This window comes from Sphingomonas sp. SKA58 (assembly GCF_000153545.1).
Classification (GTDB): Bacteria; Pseudomonadota; Alphaproteobacteria; order Sphingomonadales; family Sphingomonadaceae; genus Sphingobium; species Sphingobium soli.
On record NZ_CH959307.1, the window covers coordinates 109306 to 132405 of the forward strand.

Below are 23100 nucleotides of genomic sequence, written 5' to 3' on the forward strand. Positions count from 1 at the left end.
AACTGGTTCTCGACTTCGCTCGAACCGAACGGGGATTGGAATGGGAAGGGCGTCAATCCCCCCACATTTCCTTGAGCTTGGAGAAAAATCCCGTCGATTGCGGGCATTCCTCGCCCGTTTCCGTTTCGCGGAAGGCTTCGAGCAATTCGCGCTGCTTAGCGGTCAGCTTCGTCGGCGTCTCGACGTCCACCTGGATGACCAGATCGCCAAGGCCGCGACCATTGAGCACCGGCATGCCCGCGCCGCGCTGGCGAATCTGTTTGCCCGACTGGATGCCGACCGGGATCTTGATCTCGTGCCGACTGCCGTCCAGCCCCGGCACTTCAATTGTCCCGCCCAAGGCAGCGGTCGTGAAGCTGACCGGCGCGCGGCAGAACAAAGTCGTGCCGTCGCGTTCAAAGATCGCATGGCGCTTCACATGCAGGAAAATATAGAGGTCGCCGGCCGGTGCGCCCCGCGCGCCCGCTTCGCCCTCGCCCGACAGGCGGATACGCGTGCCTTCGTCCACGCCGGCAGGGATGGAAACCGACAGCGACTTGGGTTTGTCGACACGGCCCTCACCCCGGCACGACCGGCACGGGCTTTCGATCACCTGCCCTGCGCCATGGCAGGACGGACAGGTACGCTCGACCACGAAGAAGCCCTGCTGCGCGCGCACCTGGCCATGACCATGGCAGGTCGCGCAGGTCTTGACCCCGGTGCCCGGCTGCGCGCCCGACCCGTCGCAGGTTTCGCAAGCGGCCGACACTTCGATCTGAATGTCGGTCTGCTTGCCATGATAGGCTTCGTCGAGGCTGATCTCCATGTCGTAGCGCAGGTCCGCGCCGCGCCGCTGCTGCTGGCGTCCGCCACCCGCACCGCCAAAGCCGGCCTGGCCGAAGATCGTCTCGAAAATATCGCCAAGGTCGGAAAAACCGCCCGCCTGCCCACGGAACCCGCCGCCGCCTCCGCCGTTCTGAGCATTGGTATAGGCGGCATGACCATAGCGGTCATAGGCCGCCCGCTTCTGGGGGTCTTTCAGGCACTCATAGGCTTCCGACACGGCCTTGAACTTGGCCTCGCTGTCGGTGCATCCCCCGGTACGATCCGGGTGATATTTCATCGCGAGCTTGCGATACGCGCTCTTGATGGTCGCGCCGTCTGCGGTGCGCTCGACCTCGAGCAGCGAATAATAGTCCGTTTCAGTCATATCATTCCCGGCTGCACCCGCCGCCGCGTGTCACGCGCGCGGCGGGTGCAGTCTAACGGCTTACGCCTTGTTGTCGTCCACTTCGGAGAATTCGGCGTCGACGACATCATCGTCCGCCTTGGGCCCGTCGGCCTCCGGCGAAGCAGCCGCAGCCTGTTCCTTCTCGTAAATGGCCTGGCCCAGCTTCATGGCAACCGTGGCGAGTTCCTGTGCCTTGGTCTTCATGGCTTCCGCGTCGCCGCTCTCGATCGCGGACTTGGTCGCGGCGATGCCGGTCTCGATCTCGCCCTTCAGGCTTGCATCGACCTTGTCGCCATGCTCGGCCAGCTGCGCCTCGGTCGTGTGAACCAGGCTCTCAGCGTTGTTCTTGGCTTCCGCCGCTTCACGACGCTTCTTGTCCTCTTCGGCGAAGCGCTCGGCATCCTTGACCATCTGGTCGATGTCGGAGTCCGAAAGACCACCCGAGGCCTGAATACGGATCTGCTGTTCCTTGCCGGTGCCCTTGTCCTTGGCGGACACATTGACCAGGCCGTTGGCGTCAATGTCGAAAGTGACTTCGATCTGCGGCACACCACGCGGCGCGGGCGGAATGCCGACCAGGTCGAACTGGCCCAGCAGCTTATTGTCCGCCGCCATTTCACGCTCGCCCTGGAACACGCGGATCGTCACGGCCTGCTGATTGTCATCAGCGGTCGAATAGGTCTGCGACTTCTTGGCGGGGATCGTGGTGTTGCGGTCGATCATGCGGGTGAACACGCCACCCAGCGTCTCGATGCCAAGGCTGAGCGGCGTCACGTCGAGCAGCAGCACGTCCTTGACGTCGCCCTGCAACACGCCCGCCTGGATCGCCGCGCCCATGGCGACGACTTCGTCCGGGTTGACGCCGGTGTGCGGCTCCTTCCCGAAGAAATCCTTCACCGCCTCGCGCACCTTGGGCATGCGGGTCATACCGCCGACAAGGACGACTTCGCTGATCTCGCTCGCCGACACGCCCGCGTCCGCCAGCGCCTTCTTGCACGGCTCCATCGTCCGCTTGATGAGGTCCGCGACAAGGCGTTCCAGATCGGCGCGCGTCACCGTCTTGACGAGATGCTTCGGCCCATTCTGGTCGGCTGTGATGAAGGGCAGGTTGACCTCGGTCGTCTGCGCCGAAGACAGCTCGATCTTCGCCTTCTCGGCGGCTTCCTTCAAACGCTGGAGCGCCAGCTTGTCCTTGGTAAGGTCAATGCCTTCGGCCTTCTGGAAGTCGGCAGCCAGATATTCGACGACCTTCGCGTCGAAATCCTCGCCGCCCAGGAAGGTGTCGCCATTGGTCGACTTCACTTCGAACACGCCGTCGCCAATCTCCAGGATGGAGATGTCGAACGTGCCGCCGCCAAGGTCATAGACCGCGATCGTCTTGCCGTCCTGCTTGTCCAGGCCATAAGCAAGCGCCGCCGCAGTCGGCTCGTTGATGATGCGCAGCACCTCAAGCCCGGCGATCTGGCCCGCGTCCTTGGTGGCCTGACGCTGGGCGTCGTTGAAGTAAGCAGGAACGGTGATGACCGCCTGCGTGACCGTTTCGCCCAGATAGCTTTCGGCGGTTTCCTTCATCTTTTGCAGGGTGAAGGCGCTGATCTGCGACGGGCTGTAGTCCTGGCCGCCGGCCTTGACCCAGGCGTCGCCGTTCGGGCCTTTGGCGATCGAATAGGGGACGAGTTCCATGTCCTTCTTGGTCATGGGATCGTCGAAGCGGCGGCCGATGAGGCGCTTCACCGCGAAAATCGTGTTGTCCGGGTTGGTGACCGCCTGGCGCTTGGCCGGCTGACCGATCAGGCGCTCGCCATCCTTGGCGAAGGCGACGATCGAGGGCGTGGTCCGCGCCCCTTCCGCATTTTCGATAACCTTGGGCTTGCCGCCATCCATCACAGCCACGCAGCTGTTGGTCGTGCCAAGGTCGATCCCGATAACTTTTGCCATTTTTTCCTCTTTTAACCCCAAATCATGCGTTCAGCGGTTGAAGGCCAAATACCTCACGAAAGCGCCAAGGCAAGGCCGGTTTGCACGGGGGATATAGGCGTGCTTTCGCTTGGCACAAGGCGCAGGGGCGATTAGCTATGCAACCGACCTGAAACAAGACAGACATGGAGTGAGAGATGCGTGGTCCCCTTGCCCTCATCGCCCTGGCAGCGCCGTTGGCCCTGACCGCCTGCGGAGACCCCGCCCCCACCTATATCGACCAGGCCTGGATACGCCTGTCGCCGAACAAGGATCGTCCCTCGGCCGGCTATTTCGTCGCCCATGGCGGCGACAGCGCGACCCGGCTGCGCGGCGTGCTCACCGATTATGCGCTTAAAGTGGAGATGCACGAAAGCGTCGAGGAAAACGGCGTCATGACGATGAAGCCGATCAACAGCGTCGATATTCCCGCCAAGGGCACGGTGACGTTCGCGCCAGGCGGCAAGCATCTGATGCTCTGGGGCGTCAACGACACCGCGATCAGCCGGGGCAAGATGCAACTGACCTTCCTGCTGGATAATGGCGACCGGCTGCTGGTCGATGCCGTGATCCGCAAGCCGGAGGGTGCCGCCGCCACCCCGGCCCCGTCGGACAATAGCGCCAATTGACCAGCCGGCCGCTGACGGCGGGCGAAGTCGCGCTCGCCCGCACTATGTTCGGCGCCGTGATCGACTATGCGCGCGTGCGCGTCCATGACCGCGCCTGGTGGCCGCTCCAGCCCCGGCGCGTCACCATGGCGCCCGACGGCGACCTCTGGTTCCACCCGCAAGGCGGCCTGTTCTGTGCCGATTTCTGCGACGAGCCGCTCCCTCTCCAGGCGCATTTCATCCACGAAATGACCCATGTCTGGCAGGCGCAGCGATCGGGCAGATGGTGGCTCCCGCTGATGCGCCATCCCTTCTGCCGCTACGACTATGCCATCGCGCCGGGCAAGCCCTTCGCGCGCTACGGCATCGAGCAACAGGCCGAAATCGTGAAACACGCCTTCCTGCTTCGACAGGGCCGGACGATAGACGGCAAGCCGGGGCTTGAGGCGTATGAAGCCCTGTTGCCGTTCGAGGCTGGTTGACGGGTTGGATCAGGAGCGCGCGCCCATCCCTGTCGTCACCCCCGCATTTTCACCGTCATCCCCGCGCAGGCGGGGATCCATCTCCCGACGCTGCACATGGCCAGACGTCAGAGACGGGTTCCCGCATCCACGAGGGGGGCGGAAAGGGATGGGAAGAGGACGTGCCGTTTTCGGAACGGACATTTAGTTAAGCTGTCATTGCCGCGCGATGCCTAAAGCGGCACTATTTCTCCGATGAGGATTTATCCGGCTTTCGTCCTATCTGCATTCCTGAGCCTCGTGACGACAGGGTGCGGTCGCGCGCCAGAGAATTACGCCTCAAGTTGCTCAACCCCACGCGAGCATTGGGGCCGGGAAAAGGATGGCATCGGTCATTTAAGGACAGTGCAACCGATTTATGTCGCCTCTGACGGATCAACGCTTTGGAACAAGTCCGTCATCTCAGACGCCACCCTCCGGCGTTATATGGCAATCATGAGCGAGATGAACCCAGAGCCTCAGGCGGTCCTTGATGTCGCGCTCACTGCGGCGTGCAATCGCGTTGAAGCTGTTCGGGCAATTATGGATGCGGCACCGCTCTGCGAAGGGCCGCAGTCGCTATGCAGCGAAGGATGGAACTGGCGGCAATGGCCAGAATTAGGCGGTTCGTAGTGCCTCCTATGGGGTTGCGCTTATCCTCACCTCAATGGCTTAAAATGATCGGTTCCAGACCATCCTCCCCTTTAAGGGGAGGTGGCTGGCCGTAGGCCAGACGGAGGGGTGTCCCGCTCTCGACAGGGTGACACCCCTCCACCACTTCGTGGTCCCCCTCCCCTTGCAGGGGAGGATTTGACCGCGGCTAATGGTCGACACCGGGCGAACGCTCAGCCGCCCTTCCCCCCGCAAATATCTGTCCTATTCCCGCCGTTTCTGGTTCATCCTCGTCGATGCGCCCGCAGCGTCGTCCGCCCGCCAACCCCATCCGCCAGCGCCCTGTTGGATGTGTCGCTTCGTGGTCGCCTCGCAGGCGCTTCATGGTCGCCTTGTGGTCGCTTCGGGCCGAAAACGTCCGACGACATTGTGAACTTCGCGCCCGTCACGCGGCGCGCCGATCAGATATTGCCCTGAAGCTCCTCAGGCACGTCATCATCGGGACCAAAATAGAGCGACGCGCATGCGTCTTTCAGGCATCCGCCCTCCAGCGTCAGGTCGTCGCGCCAGGCGTCGGCGATGAAGTCCATCGTGTCGAGATGCCGGTCCTCAAAATACATGGCATGCACATCGTCGCGCCCCGCGCCATAGACGATGCGGCCGATCTTGGTCCAGATCGACGCCATGGTGCACATGCCGCACGGCTGGAGTGTCGAATAGAGCGTCGCGCCGCGCAAATCCATGTCGCCATGGACCTGCCCCGCCGCGCGAAACGCCATCATTTCGGCATGCGCGGTCGCGTCGCACCGCTCGTCGGTTTCATTGACGCCCTGCGCCAGCACCGCCCCATCCAGCACGATGATCGCGGCGATCGGCGTGTCCTGCGGCGAACTGCCCTTGCTGCGCGCAAGGTCGATCGCGCGTTGCATCCATTTGCTGTCCGTTTCGTCCATGCCGGTCCCTTCCGCCTTGTGGCGCATCCCCGGCATGGACGTTTGGGATCGGCGCTCGTTCCCCGCCCGCTCAGGCAGGACAGCAATGCCGCCCGGCTCAACCGGCCACCGCTTCCCCAAACGAAAAGGGCGGACCCGCCGGCCCGCCCTTGTCCTTCAACCTGTCGTCGCGGCCCTTAGTAAACCCGCGCCTTGGGCTTGATATAATCCGCTTCGTCGGTGAGCGTGTAATCGTGGACCGGACGATAATCGAGGCTGACCTTGCCGCCCTGGCCACCCCAGCCGTCGAACCAGCTGATCGTGTGCTTCATCCAGTTTTCGTCGTCGCGGTTCGGGAAATCCTCATGCGCATGCGCGCCACGGCTTTCCTTGCGGTTTTCCGCGCTGACCATCGTGCAGACCGCCGACGACATAAGATTGTCGAGCTCCAGCGTCTCGATGAGGTCGGTGTTCCAGATCAGCGAGCGGTCGGCGACGGACACGTCCTCCATCCGCTTGTTGACCTGCGCCATCTTCTGCACGCCCTCGGCCAGCAACTCGCTGTCGCGGAACACGGCGGCATGCTTCTGCATGGTGTGCTGCATTTCCAGACGGATCGCGGCGGTGGGCGACCCGCCCTTGGCATTGCGATATGTGTCGAGGCGCGACAGCGCCAGATCGGCCGCATCCTTGGGCAGCGGCTTGTGGCTGCCATTGGGCTTCAATGTTTCCTTGAGGTGCAGGCCGGTCGCGCGGCCGAAGACGACAAGGTCGATCAGGCTGTTGGAGCCAAGGCGGTTCGCGCCATGCACCGACACGCAGGCCGCCTCGCCCACGGCATAAAGGCCGGGCACCACGACTTCGGGGTCGTCGCCGATCTTCGTCACCACCTGGCCATGATAGTTACAGGGGATGCCGCCCATATTATAATGGACCGTCGGCGTGACCGGCAGCGGCTGGCGCGTCAGGTCGACGCCCGCGAAAATCTTGCCGCTTTCGGTGATGCCGGGCAGGCGTTCGGCCAGCACCTTGGGGTCGATATGATCCAGGTGCAGGAAGATATGGTCCTTGTTGGGGCCAACGCCGCGTCCTTCGCGCATTTCCATCGCCATGGAGCGCGACACGACGTCGCGGCTGGCCAGGTCCTTGGCCGACGGGGCATAGCGTTCCATGAAACGCTCGCCTTCGCTGTTGGTGAGGTATCCGCCCTCGCCGCGCGCGCCTTCGGTGATGAGCACGCCCGCGCCATAGATGCCGGTCGGGTGGAACTGCACGAACTCCAGATCCTGGAGCGGCAGGCCAGCGCGCAGCACCATGCCGCCGCCATCGCCGGTGCAGCTATGCGCCGACGTGGCCGAGAAATAGGCACGGCCATAGCCGCCCGTCGCCAGCACGACCGCATGGGCGCGGAAGCGGTGGATGGAGCCATCCTCCATGCAGATGGCGATGACGCCCCGGCATTCCCCATTTTCCATGATCAGGTCGATGGCGAAATATTCGATGTAGAAGTCCGCGTCATATTTCAGCGACTGCTGATAGAGCGCGTGGAGCATAGCATGGCCGGTGCGGTCGGCCGCCGCGCAGGTGCGCTGCACCGGCGGGCCTTCGCCCATATTCTGCATATGGCCGCCGAAGGGACGCTGGTAGATCGTCCCATTTTCGTTGCGGCTGAACGGCACGCCGGCATGTTCCAGCTCGATGACCGCGGCAGGCGCCTCGCGCACCATATATTCGATCGCGTCCTGGTCGCCCAGCCAGTCAGACCCCTTGACGGTGTCGTACATATGCCAGGTCCAGTGGTCCGGGCTGTTGTTGCCGAGGCTCGCCGCGATACCGCCCTGTGCCGCGACGGTGTGCGACCGGGTCGGGAACAGCTTGGTGATGCAGGCGGTCTTCAGGCCCGCTTCGGCGCTGCCCATGGTGGCGCGCAGGCCCGAACCGCCCGCGCCGACGACGACCGTGTCATAGGTGTGATCGATGATCTTGTAGGCTTCGGTCATTATTCGGCAGTCCCCGTGAAGGCGATCTTGGCGATCGCGAAGATGCCGGCGGCCGCGCCGCCAATGGCATAGAAGTTCAGCAGCAGAATGCAGAGGAAATTGAGGCCCTTGTCATGGACATAATCCTCCAGCATCACCTGCATGCCAAGGCGCAGGTGCAGGAAGATGCTGACCAGCATCAACATCATCGGCACCGCGACCAGCGGGTTGGCGATCCAGGCGACCACGCTGTCATAATCGAGGCCCGGCAGGCTGATGAGGCTGAACAGCAGCCACAGCACCAGCAGCAGATTGCCGACCGCCGTATAACGCTGCGTCAGCCAGTGATGCGCGCCTTCCTTGGCGGAGCCGAGCCCGCGAACGCGGCCGATACCAGTTCCCGTGCCCATCAGAACGCCTTTCCGAAGAAGATATATGCCCAGAACAGGATGGTCAGCGCCGCGCCGGCAAGGAACACGCCGATCGACCAGCTCTTGTTGGTGCGCAGTTCATAGCCCGCCCCCATGTCGAGGACGAAGTGGCGCAATCCGGAGCAGAGATGTTGGAAGAAGAACCAGCTAAGGCCGATCATCACCAGATAGCCAATGGGCGATGTCGCGCAACTGACGAAGGTCGCATAGGCTTCCGGGCCGATCGCGGCGGCCATTAGCCACCAGACCAGGCCCAGCGCGCCGACCGTGGCCAGGCCGTTGCCCGTCACGCGGTGCATGATGGAAACGGCCATGTGCGGGCCCCATTTCCAGATCGTCAAATGCGGCGAGAGCGGCCGGCTGGAGGTTCGCGCCATGTCTACCCTTGTCCCTGATCTTGTGCTCGAGTCCCGTCCCCTTAAGAGCGAAGCGCGACAAGGGCAAGCCGCGCAAGCGTGCGAAAGCCTGCACTTCAGGGCTATCTGGCATAAGAAGTGATTAACCAAAGGCCGCTAAGTATGGCGCCAGTTCACCATTCACAAGACCAGCAAGGGCACTCATCCATGCCGTCGACCGTATCCGCCGCTACCCTCAACCCCGAACTGTTGGCGGAAATCGACGCCAGCGGTCAAGTGGGCCGCGCCGCGCAGGAAATCGGCCAGCTGATCGAGGCGGACATACCCAAGGTCGCGGAGGCCTTTTTCACCTCCTACATGCGCGACACCGGGCTGGACCAGCGATTAGGCAGCGCGGTCGTGGAACGAATCCGCACCGAGGCGCGGCATTATGTCGAACAGAAACTGCTGCATTTTCAGCAGGGCGACTGGGCGCGATCCGCCGCCAATTGCGTGCGCCATGCGCGCAAGCATGACGTTTCAGTTCGGGCGGTCATCACCGCAGTCGCCAGCGCCAACGAAACCATCCTGGATCTGCTGTGGGAACGATGCGCCGACGATCCGGCGCGCGCACGCGGATTGCAACGGGCGATGTTGCAGATTGCGATGCTCGATTCGGGCGTCATGAGCAATGTGCTGGCCAATGATCAGGCCGAAGCGCAGAAATCCGAGCGGCAGCGCTATGGTCTGTTGTTCGAGCAGCGCATCATGGGCGAAATCGACGGCGCGACGAAACTGGGCGAATCGCTGCGCGAACAGGCCAAGGATGCGTCGGCCGCGACCCGCGGCATGCTGGGCAAGGCGTCCGAAGTCGCCGCCGCCGCCGAACAGTCGGCTCTGGCGATGCGTGAAGCCGCGCGCACCTCTGCCGGCCTTATCCGCGCGATCGAAGACGCGCGCACCGAAGTCGAGGGCGCGGCCGACGTAGCGCAACGCGCCGCGCAGCAATCGGGCGACGCCGTCAGCATGTCCGCCACCCTGTCCGAGCATGCCAAATCGATCGAATCCATCCTGGGCCTGATCCGCGACATCGCCGGCCAGACCAATTTGCTGGCGCTCAACGCCACGATCGAAGCGGCGCGTGCAGGGGATGCGGGGCGCGGCTTTGCGGTCGTGGCGCAGGAGGTCAAGAGCCTCGCCAACCAGACCGCGCGCGCAACCGACGAAATCGCCGGCAAGATCGCCGATATCCAGAATTCGACGCGCCAGTCGGTCGAAACCAACGAGCGTATCCGCGACACCGTCGGCGAGGTTCAGGCCAGCGCCGATCGCATCCGCCACGCCATGGACGCGCAGGCGCAGACCGTCACGATGATAACCGCGGCTGTGGACGAAACCGCGCTTGCCGCTGATTCGATGTCCAGCACCATTTCCGCGATCCGCCAGGATACGGAGATCGTCGCGTCGGAAATCGACCAGCTGGAACGCGGCTTCATGAGCGTGGAGGGCAAATTGGCGGGGCTGCGCAATGCGTCGTCCGACTTTGGGCGGCAGGTCGCCTGACGCTTCCCCTGCCTTGCATGCTGGAGTAAGGCCGGCGGCATGAATGATGCCGTCGCCGCGCCAGCCGGGCAAAGCTGGAAAGTCACCCTGCCCTGCACCCGCGCCGAGGCCGAGGCACTGGACGGCGACATCGCCGCCTTCGCCCTGATGGACCGCCCGCCGGTTTTGATGACCAGCGAGGCCAATCCCGACGACGAGGATCAGTGGCAGCTGGATGCCTATTTCGAAGGCAAGCCCAGCGCCGCTGCCGTGAAACTGCTCAAGACGCTGGTGCCCAGCGCCACCGGGACAAAACCCCTTATCGAGCAACTGCCCGACGAAGATTGGGTGACGATCAGCCAGCAGGGGCTGGAGGCCGTAACCGCCGGCCGCTTCCACGTCCGCAATCTGGCCAGCGATCCGGAAGCGCCGGGGCATGTCAATCTGCTGATCGAGGCCAGCCGCGCCTTTGGCACAGGCCAGCATGAAACCACCGCCGGATGCCTCGCCATGCTGGACCGGATGCGGCGCGTGGGCATGCGATACCGCAATGTCGCCGACATCGGCACCGGCACGGGGCTGCTTGCCTTTGCCGCGCTGAACCTCTGGCCGCGCGCGCACGCCATCGCGTCGGACATCGACCCGGTCGCGGTGGAAATCAGCGCCGACAATGCCCGCGCCAATGGAGTCTTGCTAGGCAGCGGCGCCGGGAAATTGGCGCTGGTGACGGCAGCGGGCGCCGACCATGCCGCGATCGTCGGCCGCGCGCCCTATGACCTGCTCATCGCCAACATTCTGGCCGGTCCGCTGATCGAATTGGCGCCAGCCTTGTGCGCTTTGGTCGAGGATGGCGGTACCATTGTCCTTGCCGGCTTGCTCGATGGCCAGGCCGATGCTGTCCTGGCGGCCTATCGCGCACAGGGCATGCGCCTCGCTGAACGCAGCGACCGTGGCGACTGGCCGACATTGCGGCTGCGCAAACGGCCCCGTATCGGCTGGAAAAGGCCGCAGCGCCTGCGTGCCGGCGCGCGCGGCGAAGCGCCTGGCTTCGGCAGCCTTTAAGCATCAGGGGATCAATCATGACCATTACGCGCGAATCGCTTGTTCACGAGATTGACGGGGAGCCGTTCGAACATATGGTCGTGGCCGATCCCAAGGCTGGTCGGCGCCCTGGCGTCCTGCTCTTTCCCAATGTGCTCGGCGCCAAGGACGCGGATTTCGCCTATGCGCAGAAAGTGGCGGAGCTTGGCTACAGCCTGCTGGTTGTCGACCTGTACGGACAGGGCAAGCGCACCACCCGGGCCGAGTCCGATGCGGCTCGTTACATGAATGCGTTACGCGATGATCGTGCGTTGCTGCGCGACCGGGTTAACGCGGCGCATATGGTGCTAAAGGGGCTGGACATGGTGGACGCGGACCGGACGGCGGCTATCGGTTTCTGCTTCGGCGGCCTGTGCGTCCTCGACCTGGCGCGCAGCGGCGCGGACATTGCGGGCGGCGTGAGCTTCCATGGCGTCTATGATCCGCCGCCCTTCCCCTATGCCGCCATCAGCGCAAAACTGCTCGTCTGCCATGGCTGGGACGACCCGATCGCTCCGCCCGAGGCGACGATGGGGCTTGCCCGTGAACTGACGGAAGCCGGATGCGACTGGCAAATCCATGCCTATGGCCACACCGGGCATGCCTTTACTGACGAATCGGCCAACATGCCTGACAAGGGCTTGGCCTACAGCCCCGCCGCAGACCGGCGGAGCTTCCAAGCGATGACGAATTTCCTGTCTGAGCTGTTCGACTGACGCGCCAACGCGCATCTGTCACAGATCGTCGATCATCTCCGCCAGCACGGCCAGGCAATCCTTGGCCAACTGCATCGACCGAGCCGGCGACCAGCCATAATCGGCGTCGGGCAGGTCGTTATTGTCCTTGAAGGGCATTTCCAGCGTCATGGCCACCGCCCCGAACCGCTCCGCCACCTGATTGGTGGACATGGACAGATTGGCCTTGCCCGCGCCGGCAACCGGATAGCCCAGCCGCGTCTGAAAATCGGGCGTGCGCTGCGCCAGCGTGTCACGATAGCGATGATAGAGCTGCGATTGACGCTCGGTGATGGAAGGAATGCCGTCAAAGCCTGCGATAAAGACGGCGGGAATAGCCTCGTCGCCATGGACGTCCATCGCGAAATGGACGCCGCTTTCATCCATGGCGTCGCGCACCATCAGCACTTCCGGGCTTCGTTCCGCGCTGGGTTCGTGCCATTCGCGGTTGAGGTTGACGCCAGCCGCATTGGTGCGCAGATGCCCGCGCCGGCTGCCGTCTGGGTTCATGTTGGGGACAAGATGGATCGTCGCCTTCTGCCGCAACAAGCGCGCGACGGCGTCTTCTTCGTCGCACAATCGTTCCAGCGCGCCTTCCATCCACCACTGCGCCATGGTTTCGCCCGGATGCTGGCGCGCATAGAGCCACAGCTGCTTAGGACCATCGCCCAGCGTCAGCATGTCCATCGGTTGCCCGTCCAGCGTCAGACCCAATTCGCGATGAACCACGCCCGGCTGCCCCGCCGCCCAGGCGATCAGGTCATGATGGCGTTCCATCGAATAGGGCGCGAAATAGGCGATCCACACGGCATTGCTATCGGGCGTCAGGCGGATGGTGAGCGTGCCGTCGGCATAGCTGGTGTCGGCAAGAAACCAGTTTTCGCGATCTTCGCTCACGCGGGCGCAATAGCCGGGCCAGCCATCCGGATAGGCCGACCGCGCGCCATTGACGATGGCCAGTTCCACATCCTGCCCCGCCGCGTTGGCCAGGCGGAAATGGAACCACTGGTAAAAATCGCTCTGATGATCGGTGACGATCTCCAGTTCGGCGCGCGGGCCTGACGCCGTGTCGGTGATGGAAAGGACGCGAATGTTGCCGCTATCGAAAGCGCTGGAAATGCTGATGCTCATTTGACCGTTATAGTGCGCCCGGATTCGCCAGGATAGCCCCTGATCAACGCACTGGCGAGCTTCTGTGCGGCGGCGGCAGGTTGCGCCTCGGCCGATCCCTGCTTGCCTTCGGTGTAGGCGCGACCTTCCCAGATCGTCGTCGAATCGGATCGCCGGCGCAATTGCACGTGCAACTCGGTCGTCACGATATCCTTGGGCTTGCCGGACAGGTTGATGCCAACGCCCAGCCCCAGGCCGGAATAGCCACCGCTGCCAACGCCGCCGCCAACACCCACGCTCACTGGCCGGCCGCTGCGATCGACGCCGCCGGGCCGGAAGCTGCGGCGAAAGTTGACGAGCGCGACATAGTCGCTGCTGGCGCCCTCTGGCACGGGTTCAAAGCCCACCTGCGCAAACTGCTGCTGCACCGACGCGGCATAGGTGCGAAACTCCAGGCTGACATCGGGATTGCCAGGCATTTCTTCCACGGCGATCGTGCCGGATCGCGCCGGATTGTCGATGTGAAAGCGCGTCACTTCCACCGGCGGAACGGTCGCACAGGCGGCGAGCGGCAAAGCTAGAATGGCGGCAATCAGGGGACGCTTCGACATGACTTCACTCCAACGGGCATGTGCCGGATAGACGGCGCGACGGGTCTAATCCCCTCTCAACGCGTAAAGCCACGAAGTTGCTGCATCGACGATGAACAGGGGTAAAAATGGGTGCATCGCGCTTGACTTTGCGCGCCCCGGCCCATAGGGGCAGCGCTTCGAAATTCAGACCGAAACCAGATTCATCAAAGGCCGACTGCCATGAAGATCCGCAACTCGCTCAAGTCGCTCAAGGGCCGCCACCGGGACAACCGCGTGATCCGTCGTCGCGGCCGCACCTATGTCATCAACAAGACCAATCGTCGCTTCAAGGCTCGCCAGGGCTAAACGACGATCGTCGCTTCCTTTTGGAAGCTGCGTAACGAATTATGAAGGCGCCCGGTCGATGATCGGGCGCCTTTTCGCGTTGTCAAAGCCGATGGCAACGCTTGGGTTCCGGCAAGACCCTCTCGCCGGAACCCAAGGCATCAGAAGGATGGCGATTCGTCGCGGCCCTTGAGCTCGTCGCCGCGAATGGCCGCGACATGCAGGACGTTCGTCGATCCTGGCGTGCCAAAGGGAACGCCGGCCAGCACGACGATCTTGCCGCCCTTTTCGGACATGCCATGACGCAGCGCCATCCGCCGGGCCTTGCCGATCATCTCCTCGAAATTGCCGATATCCTTGGTGCGAACGGCATGGACCCCCCAGGTCAGGCCGAGCTTGCGCGCCGTGTCCGATCGCGGCGTCAGCGCCAGGATGGACGCCGATGGCCGCTCGCGCGCGACCCGGCGGACGGTGCTGCCCGATGAGGTGAAGCAGGTGATAGCGCTGGCGCCCATGACCGAGACGATGCTGCTCGCCGCTTCGGCCAAGGCGTCGGCGGTGGTTGGATCGGGCCGCGTCTCCGTGAAGTGCAACCGCGCCAGATAGCCCGGATCGCGCTCGACGCTGTGGGCGATGCTGTCCATCATCGTGACCGCTTCGACCGGCCAGTCGCCAGCTGCCGTCTCGGCCGACAGCATGATCGCGTCGGCACCATCATAGACCGCCGTTGCGACGTCGGACACTTCGGCACGGGTCGGCGATGGCGACTTGATCATTGATTCGAGCATCTGGGTCGCGACAACCACCGGCCGTCCCAGCGTGCGCGCTGTGGCGACAATCTGTTTCTGAAGCGGCGGCACGGCCTGCGGCGGCAGTTCGACGCCCAGGTCGCCACGCGCCACCATCACGCCATCGGCCAGTTCGATAATCTCTTCCAGCCGCTGCACGGCGGAGGGCTTTTCGATTTTCGCCATGAGCGCGCCATGACCGCCCATCAGCTTGCGCGCTTCGGCGAGGTCTTCGGGTCGTTGCACGAAGCTGAGCGCGATCCAGTCGCAGCCCTGCTCCACCGCGAAGCTCAGGTCACGGCGATCCTTGTCCGTCAGTGCGGGCACCGGCACGACCACGTCCGGTACATTGACGCCCTTGCGATTGGAAAGGGTGCCGCCGACTTCGACGATGGTGTCGATACGATCGTCGCTGACCGCCTTCACCCGAAGGACCAGCTTGCCATCGTCGAGCAACAGCCGTGTTTCCGGAACCAGCGCCGCGTAGATTTCAGGGTGGGGAAGATTGACGCGCCGGGCATCGCCAGGCGTTTCGTCCTGGTCCAGCACGAAGGCAGCACCCTTTTCCAGGATGGCAAGGCCCTTTTCGAAGGTGCCGACGCGCAGCTTTGGCCCCTGAAGGTCGCCTAATATCGTAGTCGGCCGATTGAATTCCTTTTCCAGCGCGCGGATGGAGGCAATGCGCGCGGCATGATCCTCATGCGTGCCATGGCTCATATTGATGCGGAAGGCGTCGGCCCCGGCGACGAAAAGCGCCCGGATCATTTCGGGCGTATCGCTCGCGGGGCCAAGGGTTGCCAGAATGCGCACCTTTCGCGAGCGAGGCGGTAACTTAGTCATGTCTTCTCCTGACCGTCATGATCGCGCCGGGCCTGACCCTTGGCCTTGCCAGCGCGTCGTTATGGGTTATCCGTGCTGCACGACAGGATGATGTAGTTTCAGCGAAAAGGATCGCCGATGGCCGACACCATACTCACCGATGCGGTTGCCGCAACCGCCTTCCGACGCCTGGTGGCGCATTTGCAGCACCGGACCGACGTGCAGAATATCGACCTGATGGGGGCGGCGGGCTTCTGCCGCAACTGCCTGGCCGACTGGGTGGCGCAGGCGCATGGCGACGTGACCCGGGATGAAGCGCGCGAGATCATCCACGGCATGCCCTTTGCCCAGTGGAAGGCGCAGCATCAGGGCGAAGCCACGCCCGACCAGATCGCAAAGATGCAGGAGAGTGTGGCGAAGAACGCCGACAACCATTAGAGGCGAGCGCCAATCCGATTCTTTCGGCCGATTCACATTCACATACGGAGAACCCCATGAGCGAGGGCAATGTTGCCGCCGATCAGCTACGCCTTTTCATCGAGCGCATCGAGCGGTTGGAAGAGGAAAAGAAGGGCATCGGCGACGATATCAAGGACGTCTATCTGGAGGCAAAGGCCAATGGATATGACGGCAAGATCATGCGCCAGATCGTCCGCTTGCGGAAGATGCAGCCGCATGACCGGCAGGAAATGGAGGCCATCCTCCAGACCTACCTCGCCGCGCTGGGGATGGAGTAACTTTTCCCCCGGGCCTGTCCGGACCGGCACGAGCGCCTGCGACATTGCAGGATCGGGGCGCGCTCGTTAGAGAGCGCGCTTCGGATCATAGATATTATCGGGAGAAAGGCCGTGGCCGGCCATTCCAAATTCAAGAACATCATGCATCGCAAGGGCGCGCAGGACAAGAAGCGGTCCTCGATGTTCTCCAAGCTGAGCCGGGAAATCACCGTCGCAGCCAAGATGGGCATGCCCGACCCGGACATGAACCCACGCCTGCGCCTGGCCGTCAATGCCGCCAAGGCGCAGTCGATGCCAAAGGACAATATCCAGCGCGCGATTGACAAGGCGTCGGGCGGCGACATGGAGAATTATGAGGAAGTGCGCTACGAGGGCTATGGTCCGGGCGGCGTTGCCATCATCGTCGAGGCGCTGACTGACAACCGCAACCGCACCGCCACCAACGTTCGCACCGCCTTTTCCAAAAATGGCGGCAATCTGGGCGCATCGGGCGCGGTGAGCCATGGCTTCGAACATCTCGGCCTCATCACCTATCCGGCCAGCGCGGGCGATGCCGATGCTGTATTCGAAGCGGCGCTGGAAGCAGGCGCTGACGATGTGTCCTCCAACGAGGACGAGCACGAAATCTGGACCGCGATGGACGCGCTGCACGAAGTCGCCAAGGCGCTGGAAGCCAAGCTGGGCGAGGCGGACGGCGCCAAGCTCGCCTGGAGGCCGACCACTACGGTCGAGGTCGACGAGAGCAATGCCGGCACGCTGATGAAGCTGGTCGACACGCTGGAAGATGATGACGATGTCCAGACCGTCTGGGGCAATTATGAAGTGTCGGATGACGTGATGGAGAAGCTGGGCTGAGACGCCCCGCCGCCGTCCCTATCCGACCCGCCCCTGCATCATGATCCTGCTCGGTCTCGACCCCGGCCTTGGCACGACCGGTTGGGGCTTGATCGCGGCCGATGGCAATCGCCTGACTCATATCGGCAATGGTCAGATCAAGACCGACGCGGGCATGGCGCTGGCGACACGTTTGCTGGCGATCGACTTGGCGCTCACCGACCTGATCCTGGAGCACCGCCCCGATGGCGCGGCGGTCGAGGAGGTGTTCGTCAACGTCAATCCGCAATCCACCTTGAAGCTGGGACAGGCGCGCGGCGTGGTTCTGCTCGCCGCGTCGCGATCGGGCATGGAGGTGGGCGAATATGCCGCGCGGCTGGTCAAGAAGTCCGTCGTCGGTGTCGGAAACGCATCGAAGGACCAGGTCCATGCCATGGTGCAGCGCATGCTGCCGGGGGCGAGGATTGCAGGGCCTGATGCGGCCGACGCCTTGGCCGTTGCGATCACCCACGCCCATCATTTGGCAAGCGCGCGGCGGATTCCGCGCGGATAAGCCATGGGGGCGGCACGCTGCCCCTTTGCTTCACTGCCAGTCGAAAGAGAGCGGCGCTTCGCGAAAGGCGAAGCGGTCGAGATGATCCGCAACGACCTGTTTGAAGCGGCCGACATCTGCTTCGGGACTAGGTTCCAGAGAGACAATCAGTGCATCGGGCTGGGCTTCCATATGGATCGCCCCCATTGGGAAGGCGATATCCCCCCTATCCGTGTCAAACCGGACCTCGAACTTGTGGCTCCAATGTTTGCACAATTGCTGGAGATAGCGGCTGGCGCTGGTGGTGGGGACGGTTGCGGTAATGGTCATGGGTCAGAGCCTTTCGATCTTGCTGGCGGCTTCGTCGATCAGGGCGGCAACGTCGAACATGGTCTGGTTGTCGGCCCCTTCCTTTTCAAGCCGTTGCTGGACGGCGAAGCGTAGATTGTGCATCGCGCGGCGGACGGGCGCCGGGTCGACGCGCTCCGCCCTGCGGGCGAGCTGAGCGAGCCGCTCCATCGCCTGATCGAGAGCGGCCTTTTCTTCCGCGAGCTTGGCATGGCCAGCGTCGGTGATAGCGAAGCGCTTGCGGCTGCTTTCGCCTGGCTGCTCCACGATCAATTCCATTTCCGAAAGCAATGTGAGCGTGGGATAGACCACCCCCGGACTAGGCGCATAGACCTCTCCCGATAGCGCCTCGATCGCGCGGATGAGGTCGTAGCCATGACGCGGTTCGTCGGCGATCAGCTTAAGCAGGACCAGCCGTAGCGCATCATTTTCAAAAACCCGCCGGCGCCCGCCGCCGCCTCGTCCACCACCGCCGCCGCGAAGACCATGATGTCCAAATGTATCGCCGCCAAAGCCACCGGCATGGCCTTCGCGACCGCCGAAGCCGACACCGAATGAGACAGCTACGCCGGCATGGTTCCGCCTGCAACGAGTGCGACTGCGATCGGCCGTCGATAGAGTATGCATATTCCCAATTCCTTATCTTGATAGGTCTAGATATATCTTTAATTTGCATGTCGTCAAGATGGGAGCGGCGAGTCAAGGGTTGCGCGGCTGACCGTTCCCGCAGCCGCAGGCCGTTGGACTCGCCGCTGATGTACAAATCCATCCTCCGCGATCAGGTCCGGATCGGCATGTTCATCCATCGTTTCGAAGGATCATGGTTCAAGCACCCCTTCTGGCGAGGACGTTTCCTGCTTGTCGATGCAGATGACATGACCGCCATTGCTCAGAGCGGGATAGAGCGGCTGATCATCGACACGTCGAAGGGGCTTGATGTGGACGAACCGGCGTCTTTGAAGCCGTCTGGGATCATCGCTCCGGTGACCACGACTCCATCGCGCTCAACCAATTCCGCCACCGTAAAGCCCGCGCGCGCCATTCGCCAGGATGATGGCCGGGAACGGGCACGGATCGAGGCCAGCCGCGTTGCCGACAGGTCCAAGAAGGTCATGCGGGAGATTTTCGATGCCGCCCGGCTAGGCAAGGCCGTGCAATGTGCCGCTGTGACGGCAGTGGTGGCGGATGTAACCACCATGATCGAGAAGAACCGTCAGGCGTTTCTCAAGGTGTTGCGTCTGAAGTCCAAGGACGAATATACCTATCTGCACTCAGTCGCGGTCTGCGCGTTGATGATCAATCTTGGCCGGCAGATAAAATTGGACGAAGCGACGATAGCGGACCTGGGCACTGCCGGGTTGTTGCATGACATCGGCAAGATGCTGGTTCCCGACGCATTGCTTAACAAGGCCGGGCGGCTGACTGATGCCGAATTCAACCTGGTGCGCACGCATGCCGAACGGGGCTTTGAGTTGCTGAAGGACATCGACGCCGTGCCGGAGTTGGCGCTGGACGTATGCCGTCACCACCATGAAAAAATCGATGGAAGCGGTTATCCCGAAAATCTTTCGGGCTCAGAGATCAGCCTCGCCGCCCGCATGGGGGCGATTTGCGACGTCTATGACGCGCTGACGTCCAACCGGGCGTATAAGGAAGCCTGGACACCGGCAGAGGCGATCACCCGAATGCAGAGCTGGGACGGGCATTTTGATCCGGTTTTGCTGTTCAGCTTTATGCAGAGCATTGACACCTATCCGGTCGGATTGATCGTGCAGCTACGATCGAACCGGATTGGCGTGGTGCTGGACAATGGCCGGCGCGCATCACGTCCAAAGGTTCTGGCCTTCTATTCCACGCGTGAGAAGGCGTGGATTGACAATGAGATCGTAATGATCGGGGAAACATTATCGCGCGACGCAATATTGGCGAACGTCGACCCTGCCGATTGGGGAATTTCGCAGAGCGACATCGACGCCATGCTGAATGGGCGGGCGACGAAGCGACAACTGGCAGGATAACGTTGCGCGTGCTCGCCTCCCCCTACCGATTGGAGGGGGAGGCCGAGCTTATCAGTCAGGCTTTTTGGCGACGCTGACCATGGCAGGGCGCAGCAGGCGGTCCTTGATCATATAACCGGCCTGCATTTCAACGAGAATAGTGCCCGGCTCCGCATCAGAGGACGGGACTTCCATCATTGCCTGATGCTTGTTGGGGTCGAGCGGTTGGCCGACCGATTCCAGCTTGGTGATGCCGTTGCGACCGAACACGCTTTCCAGCTCGCGCCCGGTGGCTTCCAGGCCCACGACCAGCCCCTTGAACTTCTCGTCGTCGCGCAGGTCCGCAGGAATGGCCGCAAGGGCGCGGGTCAGGTTATCAGCCACCGACAGCATGTCGCGGGCAAAGGCAGTGGCGGCATAGGCGCGCGCGTCGGCCAGTTCCTTTTCCAGCCGCCGCCGCACATTCTGCGTATCAGCATGGGCATAGAGAATGTCCTGCTTGGCGGTCGCCAGCTCGGCTTCCAGAGCAGCGATGCGGTCGGCCGTGGCATTGCCAGAAGACGCACCATCTTCGGGCAGGGCATCGACGACTTCGGTTTTTTCCAGATTCTGATTGTCTTCGCTCATCTCATCAATCTCGACAGCGTCTGTGCAGTGAAGTCCACCATGGGGATCACTCGCGCATAGTTCAAGCGCGTGGGGCCGATCACGCCGACCACGCCGACGACCCGGCCATCCGCGCCACGATAGGGTGCGGCTATGACGGAAGAACCCGACAGGGAAAAGAGCTTGTTTTCCGACCCGATGAAGATTTTGGTCGCGCTGCCGGCCAGCGCGCCGCGCAGGAGGTCCATAATTTCCTGCTTGCCCTCCAACTGTTCGAGCAACTGGCGCGCGCGTTCCAGGTCGGCGGCGATGCTTTCGTCGAGCAGGCGGGACTGCCCGCGCACGATCAGCACCGGACGATCATCAGCGTCGTGCGACCAGGTAGCGATGCCGCGTTCCACCAGATCGCGAGCGGCCCGGTCGAGCGCGCCGCGATCCGCCTCCATTTCACGGCCAAGCGCCTCGCCCGCTTCGCGCAAGGTCAGGCCGACAAAACGCGCCGACATGAAATTCGCCGCTTCATTGAGCATGACCGGGCTGACGCCATCAGGCAGGTCGAGCACGCGATTTTCGACCGATCCATCCTGCCCGACCAGCACGGCCAGCGCTTGGCGCGCGTTCAGCGGCACGAAGCCGAACTGGCGCAGCACCGGTTCGCGTTTGGGCACCATGACGATGCCGGCGCAGGCAGACAGGCCGCTCAATGTAGCGGTGGCGGCGGACAAAGCCTCTTCAATCGGGCCGTTTTCCGTAATCCCGGCCTCGATCGCGCGCCGTTCCTCGATAGACGGTTCAGCCGCCTGCATCATGCCATCCACAAACAGTCGCAAACCCGTTTCGGTAGGCATCCGTCCGGCTGAAGTATGCGGCGCAGCAAGCAGGCCCAGCTCCTCCAAATCCTGCATGACATTGCGGATCGAGGCCGGCGACAGGCTCAAGGACGCCATCTTGCTGATCGTGCGCGAGCCCACGGGCAGACCCGTGCCTAGATAGCTTTCGACCACCAGGCGGAAAACATCGCGCGCGCGATCATTCAATTCAGAGATCGGGATAACCGACATAATCCTTATCTAAGCGCGGCAATCGCGCCGCTCAAGATCGTCACGGCGTTACCGCACGCGGGTTGAGCATGCGTTCGACGTCAAGAATCTTGGGCACGGACGCGATAGCGACCCTTAACTTGCCATAGCGCGCGTCCATGCAGCCCGACTGGAATTCCAGCTTCGTCGACTCCTGGCCAGGCCGGCTCCATTCAACCTTATAGGCCGGCAGATCGGTGGCGAAGGTTTCGCAATTTTCGCCATGGGCGATGCGCTGCGTCGTGCCGGTGGGCGGGCGGTGCGGCGCCAGCGTGGTGATCAGCCGGCGATATTGGGCACTCGACAAGGTGAAGCGGGTCGCGCCGGGGACGGAAGTGTTGCGTTCTGGCTCCAGCAGGCCAGAGCCATCGGGCGACACCTGGACCGTGTAGGTCGGGCACGCGCCGAAACAGCGACCGGCGGTGAAGCGGATCACGTCGCCCGGCGCTTTTGGCGGCTCCAGCCCTTCCCTCTCCATTGTGCAGCCCGCCAGCAGAATCAGGCCGGCCGCGATCATGTTTTTCGTCGTCATGCCCCCTCTTATCGTCCAAATGGCGCGCTGGACACTGGCAAGTCGCGCCATCGACCGCTAAGCGACGCTGCAAGTGCGCTTTCTGGCGCATCGGCGGTGTCGGCCCGGCTGGGCGCGCCAGCCTGATCCATGCAAGGAGATTATCTATGCGTCCTTCCGGCCGCGCGCCCGACCAGATGCGAAACATCACTATGGAGCCTGGCTTCACCATTCATGCCGAGGGAAGCTGCCTCGTCAGCTTCGGCGATACCCGCGTGCTGTGCACCGCGTCGGTGGAGGAAAAGGTGCCGCCCTTCCTTCGCGGCAAGGGTTCAGGCTGGGTGACGGCAGAATATGGGATGCTGCCCCGCGCCACCCATACGCGCGGCAGCCGCGAGGCAGCCAAGGGCAAGCAGTCGGGCCGCACCCAGGAAATTCAGCGCCTGATCGGCCGATCGCTGCGGACCGTGGTCGACTTGAAGGCCTTGGGCGAGCGGCAGATCGTGGTCGATTGCGACGTGATCCAGGCTGACGGCGGGACCCGCACGGCGGCCATTTCCGGCTCGTGGGTCGCGCTGCGCATTGCGGTCGACAAGCTGCTGGCTTCGGGCGCGCTCACGCAAGACCCGATCATCCAGAAGGTCGCGGCGATCAGCTGCGGCATCTACAATGGCACGCCCGTGCTCGACCTCGACTATGCCGAGGATAGCAACGCCGAGACGGACGCCAACCTGATCCTGACTGGCGACGGCAAGTTCGCCGAGGTCCAAGCGACGGCCGAAGGCGCAGCCTATGACGAGGAAGAGTTGTTGCGCCTGCTGCGCCTTGCCCGCATCGGCTGCGCCAAGATCTTTGCAGCGCAGGACGCGGCCACCGGACGGTAAACGCGTTCCCACGTTCGGT

Annotated in this window: 27 protein-coding genes; 13 read left to right on the plus strand and 14 right to left on the minus strand. The window is 63.1% G+C overall.

Annotated features, from left to right (window positions below):
• Positions 1-52: 52 nt before the first annotated feature.
• The gene (gene dnaJ / locus SKA58_RS09765; RefSeq protein ID WP_009822255.1) at positions 53-1189 is read right to left on the minus strand and encodes a molecular chaperone DnaJ; all 1137 of its coding nucleotides are present in this window, start codon (positions 1187-1189) and stop codon (positions 53-55) included.
• A 60-nt stretch (positions 1190-1249) separates the two neighbouring features.
• On the minus strand, positions 1250-3148 hold the full coding sequence (gene dnaK / locus SKA58_RS09770; RefSeq protein ID WP_009822257.1) for a molecular chaperone DnaK: 1899 nt from the start codon (positions 3146-3148) through the stop codon (positions 1250-1252).
• A gap of 176 nt (positions 3149-3324) precedes the next feature.
• On the opposite strand from dnaK, the gene SKA58_RS09775 reads away from it, so the two are divergent.
• The 3 genes from SKA58_RS09775 to SKA58_RS20340 all read left to right on the plus strand — a co-directional run bounded on the left by SKA58_RS09775 (position 3325) and on the right by SKA58_RS20340 (position 4907).
• Entirely contained in the window at positions 3325-3795 is a 471-nt protein-coding gene (locus SKA58_RS09775; protein ID WP_009822258.1) for a copper chaperone PCu(A)C, read from the plus strand.
• Positions 3792-4256, plus strand: coding sequence for a hypothetical protein (locus SKA58_RS09780; RefSeq protein WP_009822259.1), 465 nt, complete (start codon positions 3792-3794; stop codon positions 4254-4256). The genes SKA58_RS09775 and SKA58_RS09780 overlap by 4 nt, the downstream gene beginning before the upstream one ends.
• Before the next feature lie 234 nt (positions 4257-4490).
• Positions 4491-4907: a hypothetical protein gene (locus tag SKA58_RS20340; protein WP_232209409.1), complete on the plus strand. Its 417-nt coding sequence runs from the start codon at positions 4491-4493 to the stop codon at positions 4905-4907.
• Between the two features lie 440 nt (positions 4908-5347).
• Here the strand turns inward: SKA58_RS20340 and SKA58_RS09790 are convergent, their stop codons facing one another.
• The 4 genes from SKA58_RS09790 to sdhC all read right to left on the minus strand — a co-directional run bounded on the left by SKA58_RS09790 (position 5348) and on the right by sdhC (position 8605).
• Complete coding sequence (locus SKA58_RS09790; RefSeq protein ID WP_037543344.1) at positions 5348-5839, minus strand: nucleoside deaminase; 492 nt, start codon at positions 5837-5839, stop codon at positions 5348-5350.
• Positions 5840-6015: 176 nt separating this feature from the next.
• Positions 6016-7818: a succinate dehydrogenase flavoprotein subunit gene (gene sdhA, locus SKA58_RS09795; protein WP_009822262.1), complete on the minus strand. Its 1803-nt coding sequence runs from the start codon at positions 7816-7818 to the stop codon at positions 6016-6018.
• Positions 7818-8207, minus strand: coding sequence for a succinate dehydrogenase, hydrophobic membrane anchor protein (gene sdhD / locus SKA58_RS09800; protein ID WP_009822263.1), 390 nt, complete (start codon positions 8205-8207; stop codon positions 7818-7820). The genes sdhA and sdhD overlap by 1 nt, the downstream gene beginning before the upstream one ends.
• Positions 8207-8605: a succinate dehydrogenase, cytochrome b556 subunit gene (gene sdhC, locus SKA58_RS09805; protein WP_037542946.1), complete on the minus strand. Its 399-nt coding sequence runs from the start codon at positions 8603-8605 to the stop codon at positions 8207-8209. Before sdhC ends, sdhD begins: the two co-directional genes overlap by 1 nt.
• Before the next feature lie 186 nt (positions 8606-8791).
• Between sdhC and SKA58_RS09815 the strand changes: the two genes are divergently transcribed.
• Genes SKA58_RS09815 through SKA58_RS09825 form a run of 3 tightly spaced genes read left to right on the plus strand, consistent with a single transcriptional unit; the run spans position 8792 to position 11901 of the window.
• Positions 8792-10126 carry a methyl-accepting chemotaxis protein gene (locus SKA58_RS09815; RefSeq protein WP_009822266.1) on the plus strand — a complete coding sequence of 445 codons (1335 nt, stop codon included), beginning with the start codon at positions 8792-8794 and terminating at the stop codon, positions 10124-10126.
• Positions 10127-10165: 39 nt separating this feature from the next.
• Complete coding sequence (locus SKA58_RS09820; protein ID WP_009822267.1) at positions 10166-11167, plus strand: 50S ribosomal protein L11 methyltransferase; 1002 nt, start codon at positions 10166-10168, stop codon at positions 11165-11167.
• 17 nt (positions 11168-11184) lie between these two features.
• Complete coding sequence (locus SKA58_RS09825) at positions 11185-11901, plus strand: dienelactone hydrolase family protein (protein ID WP_009822268.1); 717 nt, start codon at positions 11185-11187, stop codon at positions 11899-11901.
• 18 nt (positions 11902-11919) lie between these two features.
• Here the strand turns inward: SKA58_RS09825 and SKA58_RS09830 are convergent, their stop codons facing one another.
• Positions 11920-13050 carry a M14 family metallopeptidase gene (locus tag SKA58_RS09830; RefSeq protein WP_009822269.1) on the minus strand — a complete coding sequence of 377 codons (1131 nt, stop codon included), beginning with the start codon at positions 13048-13050 and terminating at the stop codon, positions 11920-11922.
• Positions 13047-13640, minus strand: a complete 594-nt coding sequence (locus tag SKA58_RS09835) for a hypothetical protein (RefSeq protein ID WP_009822270.1) — start codon at positions 13638-13640, stop codon at positions 13047-13049. The genes SKA58_RS09830 and SKA58_RS09835 overlap by 4 nt, the downstream gene beginning before the upstream one ends.
• A gap of 201 nt (positions 13641-13841) precedes the next feature.
• On the opposite strand from SKA58_RS09835, the gene ykgO reads away from it, so the two are divergent.
• On the plus strand, positions 13842-13967 hold the full coding sequence (ykgO, locus tag SKA58_RS09840) for a type B 50S ribosomal protein L36 (protein ID WP_004210176.1): 126 nt from the start codon (positions 13842-13844) through the stop codon (positions 13965-13967).
• A gap of 140 nt (positions 13968-14107) precedes the next feature.
• Here the strand turns inward: ykgO and pyk are convergent, their stop codons facing one another.
• Positions 14108-15574, minus strand: a complete 1467-nt coding sequence (gene pyk / locus SKA58_RS09845; RefSeq protein ID WP_083784888.1) for a pyruvate kinase — start codon at positions 15572-15574, stop codon at positions 14108-14110.
• A gap of 117 nt (positions 15575-15691) precedes the next feature.
• On the opposite strand from pyk, the gene SKA58_RS09850 reads away from it, so the two are divergent.
• From SKA58_RS09850 to ruvC, 4 genes are all read left to right on the plus strand, one after another.
• Positions 15692-15991: a DUF1244 domain-containing protein gene (locus tag SKA58_RS09850; RefSeq protein WP_009822272.1), complete on the plus strand. Its 300-nt coding sequence runs from the start codon at positions 15692-15694 to the stop codon at positions 15989-15991.
• Positions 15992-16047: 56 nt separating this feature from the next.
• A complete protein-coding gene (locus SKA58_RS09855; protein WP_009822273.1) occupies positions 16048-16290 on the plus strand; it encodes a DUF2312 domain-containing protein in 243 nt (80 codons plus the stop codon).
• 111 nt (positions 16291-16401) lie between these two features.
• On the plus strand, positions 16402-17145 hold the full coding sequence (locus tag SKA58_RS09860) for a YebC/PmpR family DNA-binding transcriptional regulator (protein ID WP_009822274.1): 744 nt from the start codon (positions 16402-16404) through the stop codon (positions 17143-17145).
• Positions 17146-17185: 40 nt separating this feature from the next.
• Entirely contained in the window at positions 17186-17677 is a 492-nt protein-coding gene (gene ruvC / locus SKA58_RS09865) for a crossover junction endodeoxyribonuclease RuvC (RefSeq protein WP_009822275.1), read from the plus strand.
• Between the two features lie 30 nt (positions 17678-17707).
• On the opposite strand, the gene SKA58_RS09870 is transcribed toward ruvC, so the two are convergent.
• Both SKA58_RS09870 and SKA58_RS09875 read right to left on the minus strand, forming a co-directional pair.
• Positions 17708-17986: a DUF2218 domain-containing protein gene (locus SKA58_RS09870; RefSeq protein ID WP_009822276.1), complete on the minus strand. Its 279-nt coding sequence runs from the start codon at positions 17984-17986 to the stop codon at positions 17708-17710.
• 3 nt (positions 17987-17989) lie between these two features.
• Positions 17990-18631, minus strand: a complete 642-nt coding sequence (locus SKA58_RS09875) for a PadR family transcriptional regulator (RefSeq protein ID WP_009822277.1) — start codon at positions 18629-18631, stop codon at positions 17990-17992.
• Between the two features lie 128 nt (positions 18632-18759).
• On the opposite strand from SKA58_RS09875, the gene SKA58_RS09880 reads away from it, so the two are divergent.
• Entirely contained in the window at positions 18760-20022 is a 1263-nt protein-coding gene (locus tag SKA58_RS09880) for an HD-GYP domain-containing protein (RefSeq protein ID WP_009822278.1), read from the plus strand.
• A gap of 51 nt (positions 20023-20073) precedes the next feature.
• Here the strand turns inward: SKA58_RS09880 and grpE are convergent, their stop codons facing one another.
• From grpE to SKA58_RS09895, 3 genes are read right to left on the minus strand one after another with little or no spacing between them, the layout of a single operon-like run.
• Positions 20074-20628 carry a nucleotide exchange factor GrpE gene (grpE, locus tag SKA58_RS09885; protein ID WP_009822279.1) on the minus strand — a complete coding sequence of 185 codons (555 nt, stop codon included), beginning with the start codon at positions 20626-20628 and terminating at the stop codon, positions 20074-20076.
• A complete protein-coding gene (gene hrcA, locus SKA58_RS09890; RefSeq protein ID WP_009822280.1) occupies positions 20625-21668 on the minus strand; it encodes a heat-inducible transcriptional repressor HrcA in 1044 nt (347 codons plus the stop codon). The genes grpE and hrcA overlap by 4 nt, the downstream gene beginning before the upstream one ends.
• A gap of 40 nt (positions 21669-21708) precedes the next feature.
• The gene (locus SKA58_RS09895) at positions 21709-22218 is read right to left on the minus strand and encodes a DUF6438 domain-containing protein (RefSeq protein ID WP_009822281.1); all 510 of its coding nucleotides are present in this window, start codon (positions 22216-22218) and stop codon (positions 21709-21711) included.
• A gap of 146 nt (positions 22219-22364) precedes the next feature.
• Here SKA58_RS09895 and rph point away from each other — a divergent pair, with 146 nt between their 5' ends.
• A complete protein-coding gene (gene rph, locus SKA58_RS09900) occupies positions 22365-23081 on the plus strand; it encodes a ribonuclease PH (RefSeq protein ID WP_009822282.1) in 717 nt (238 codons plus the stop codon).
• Positions 23082-23100 lie beyond the last annotated feature (19 nt).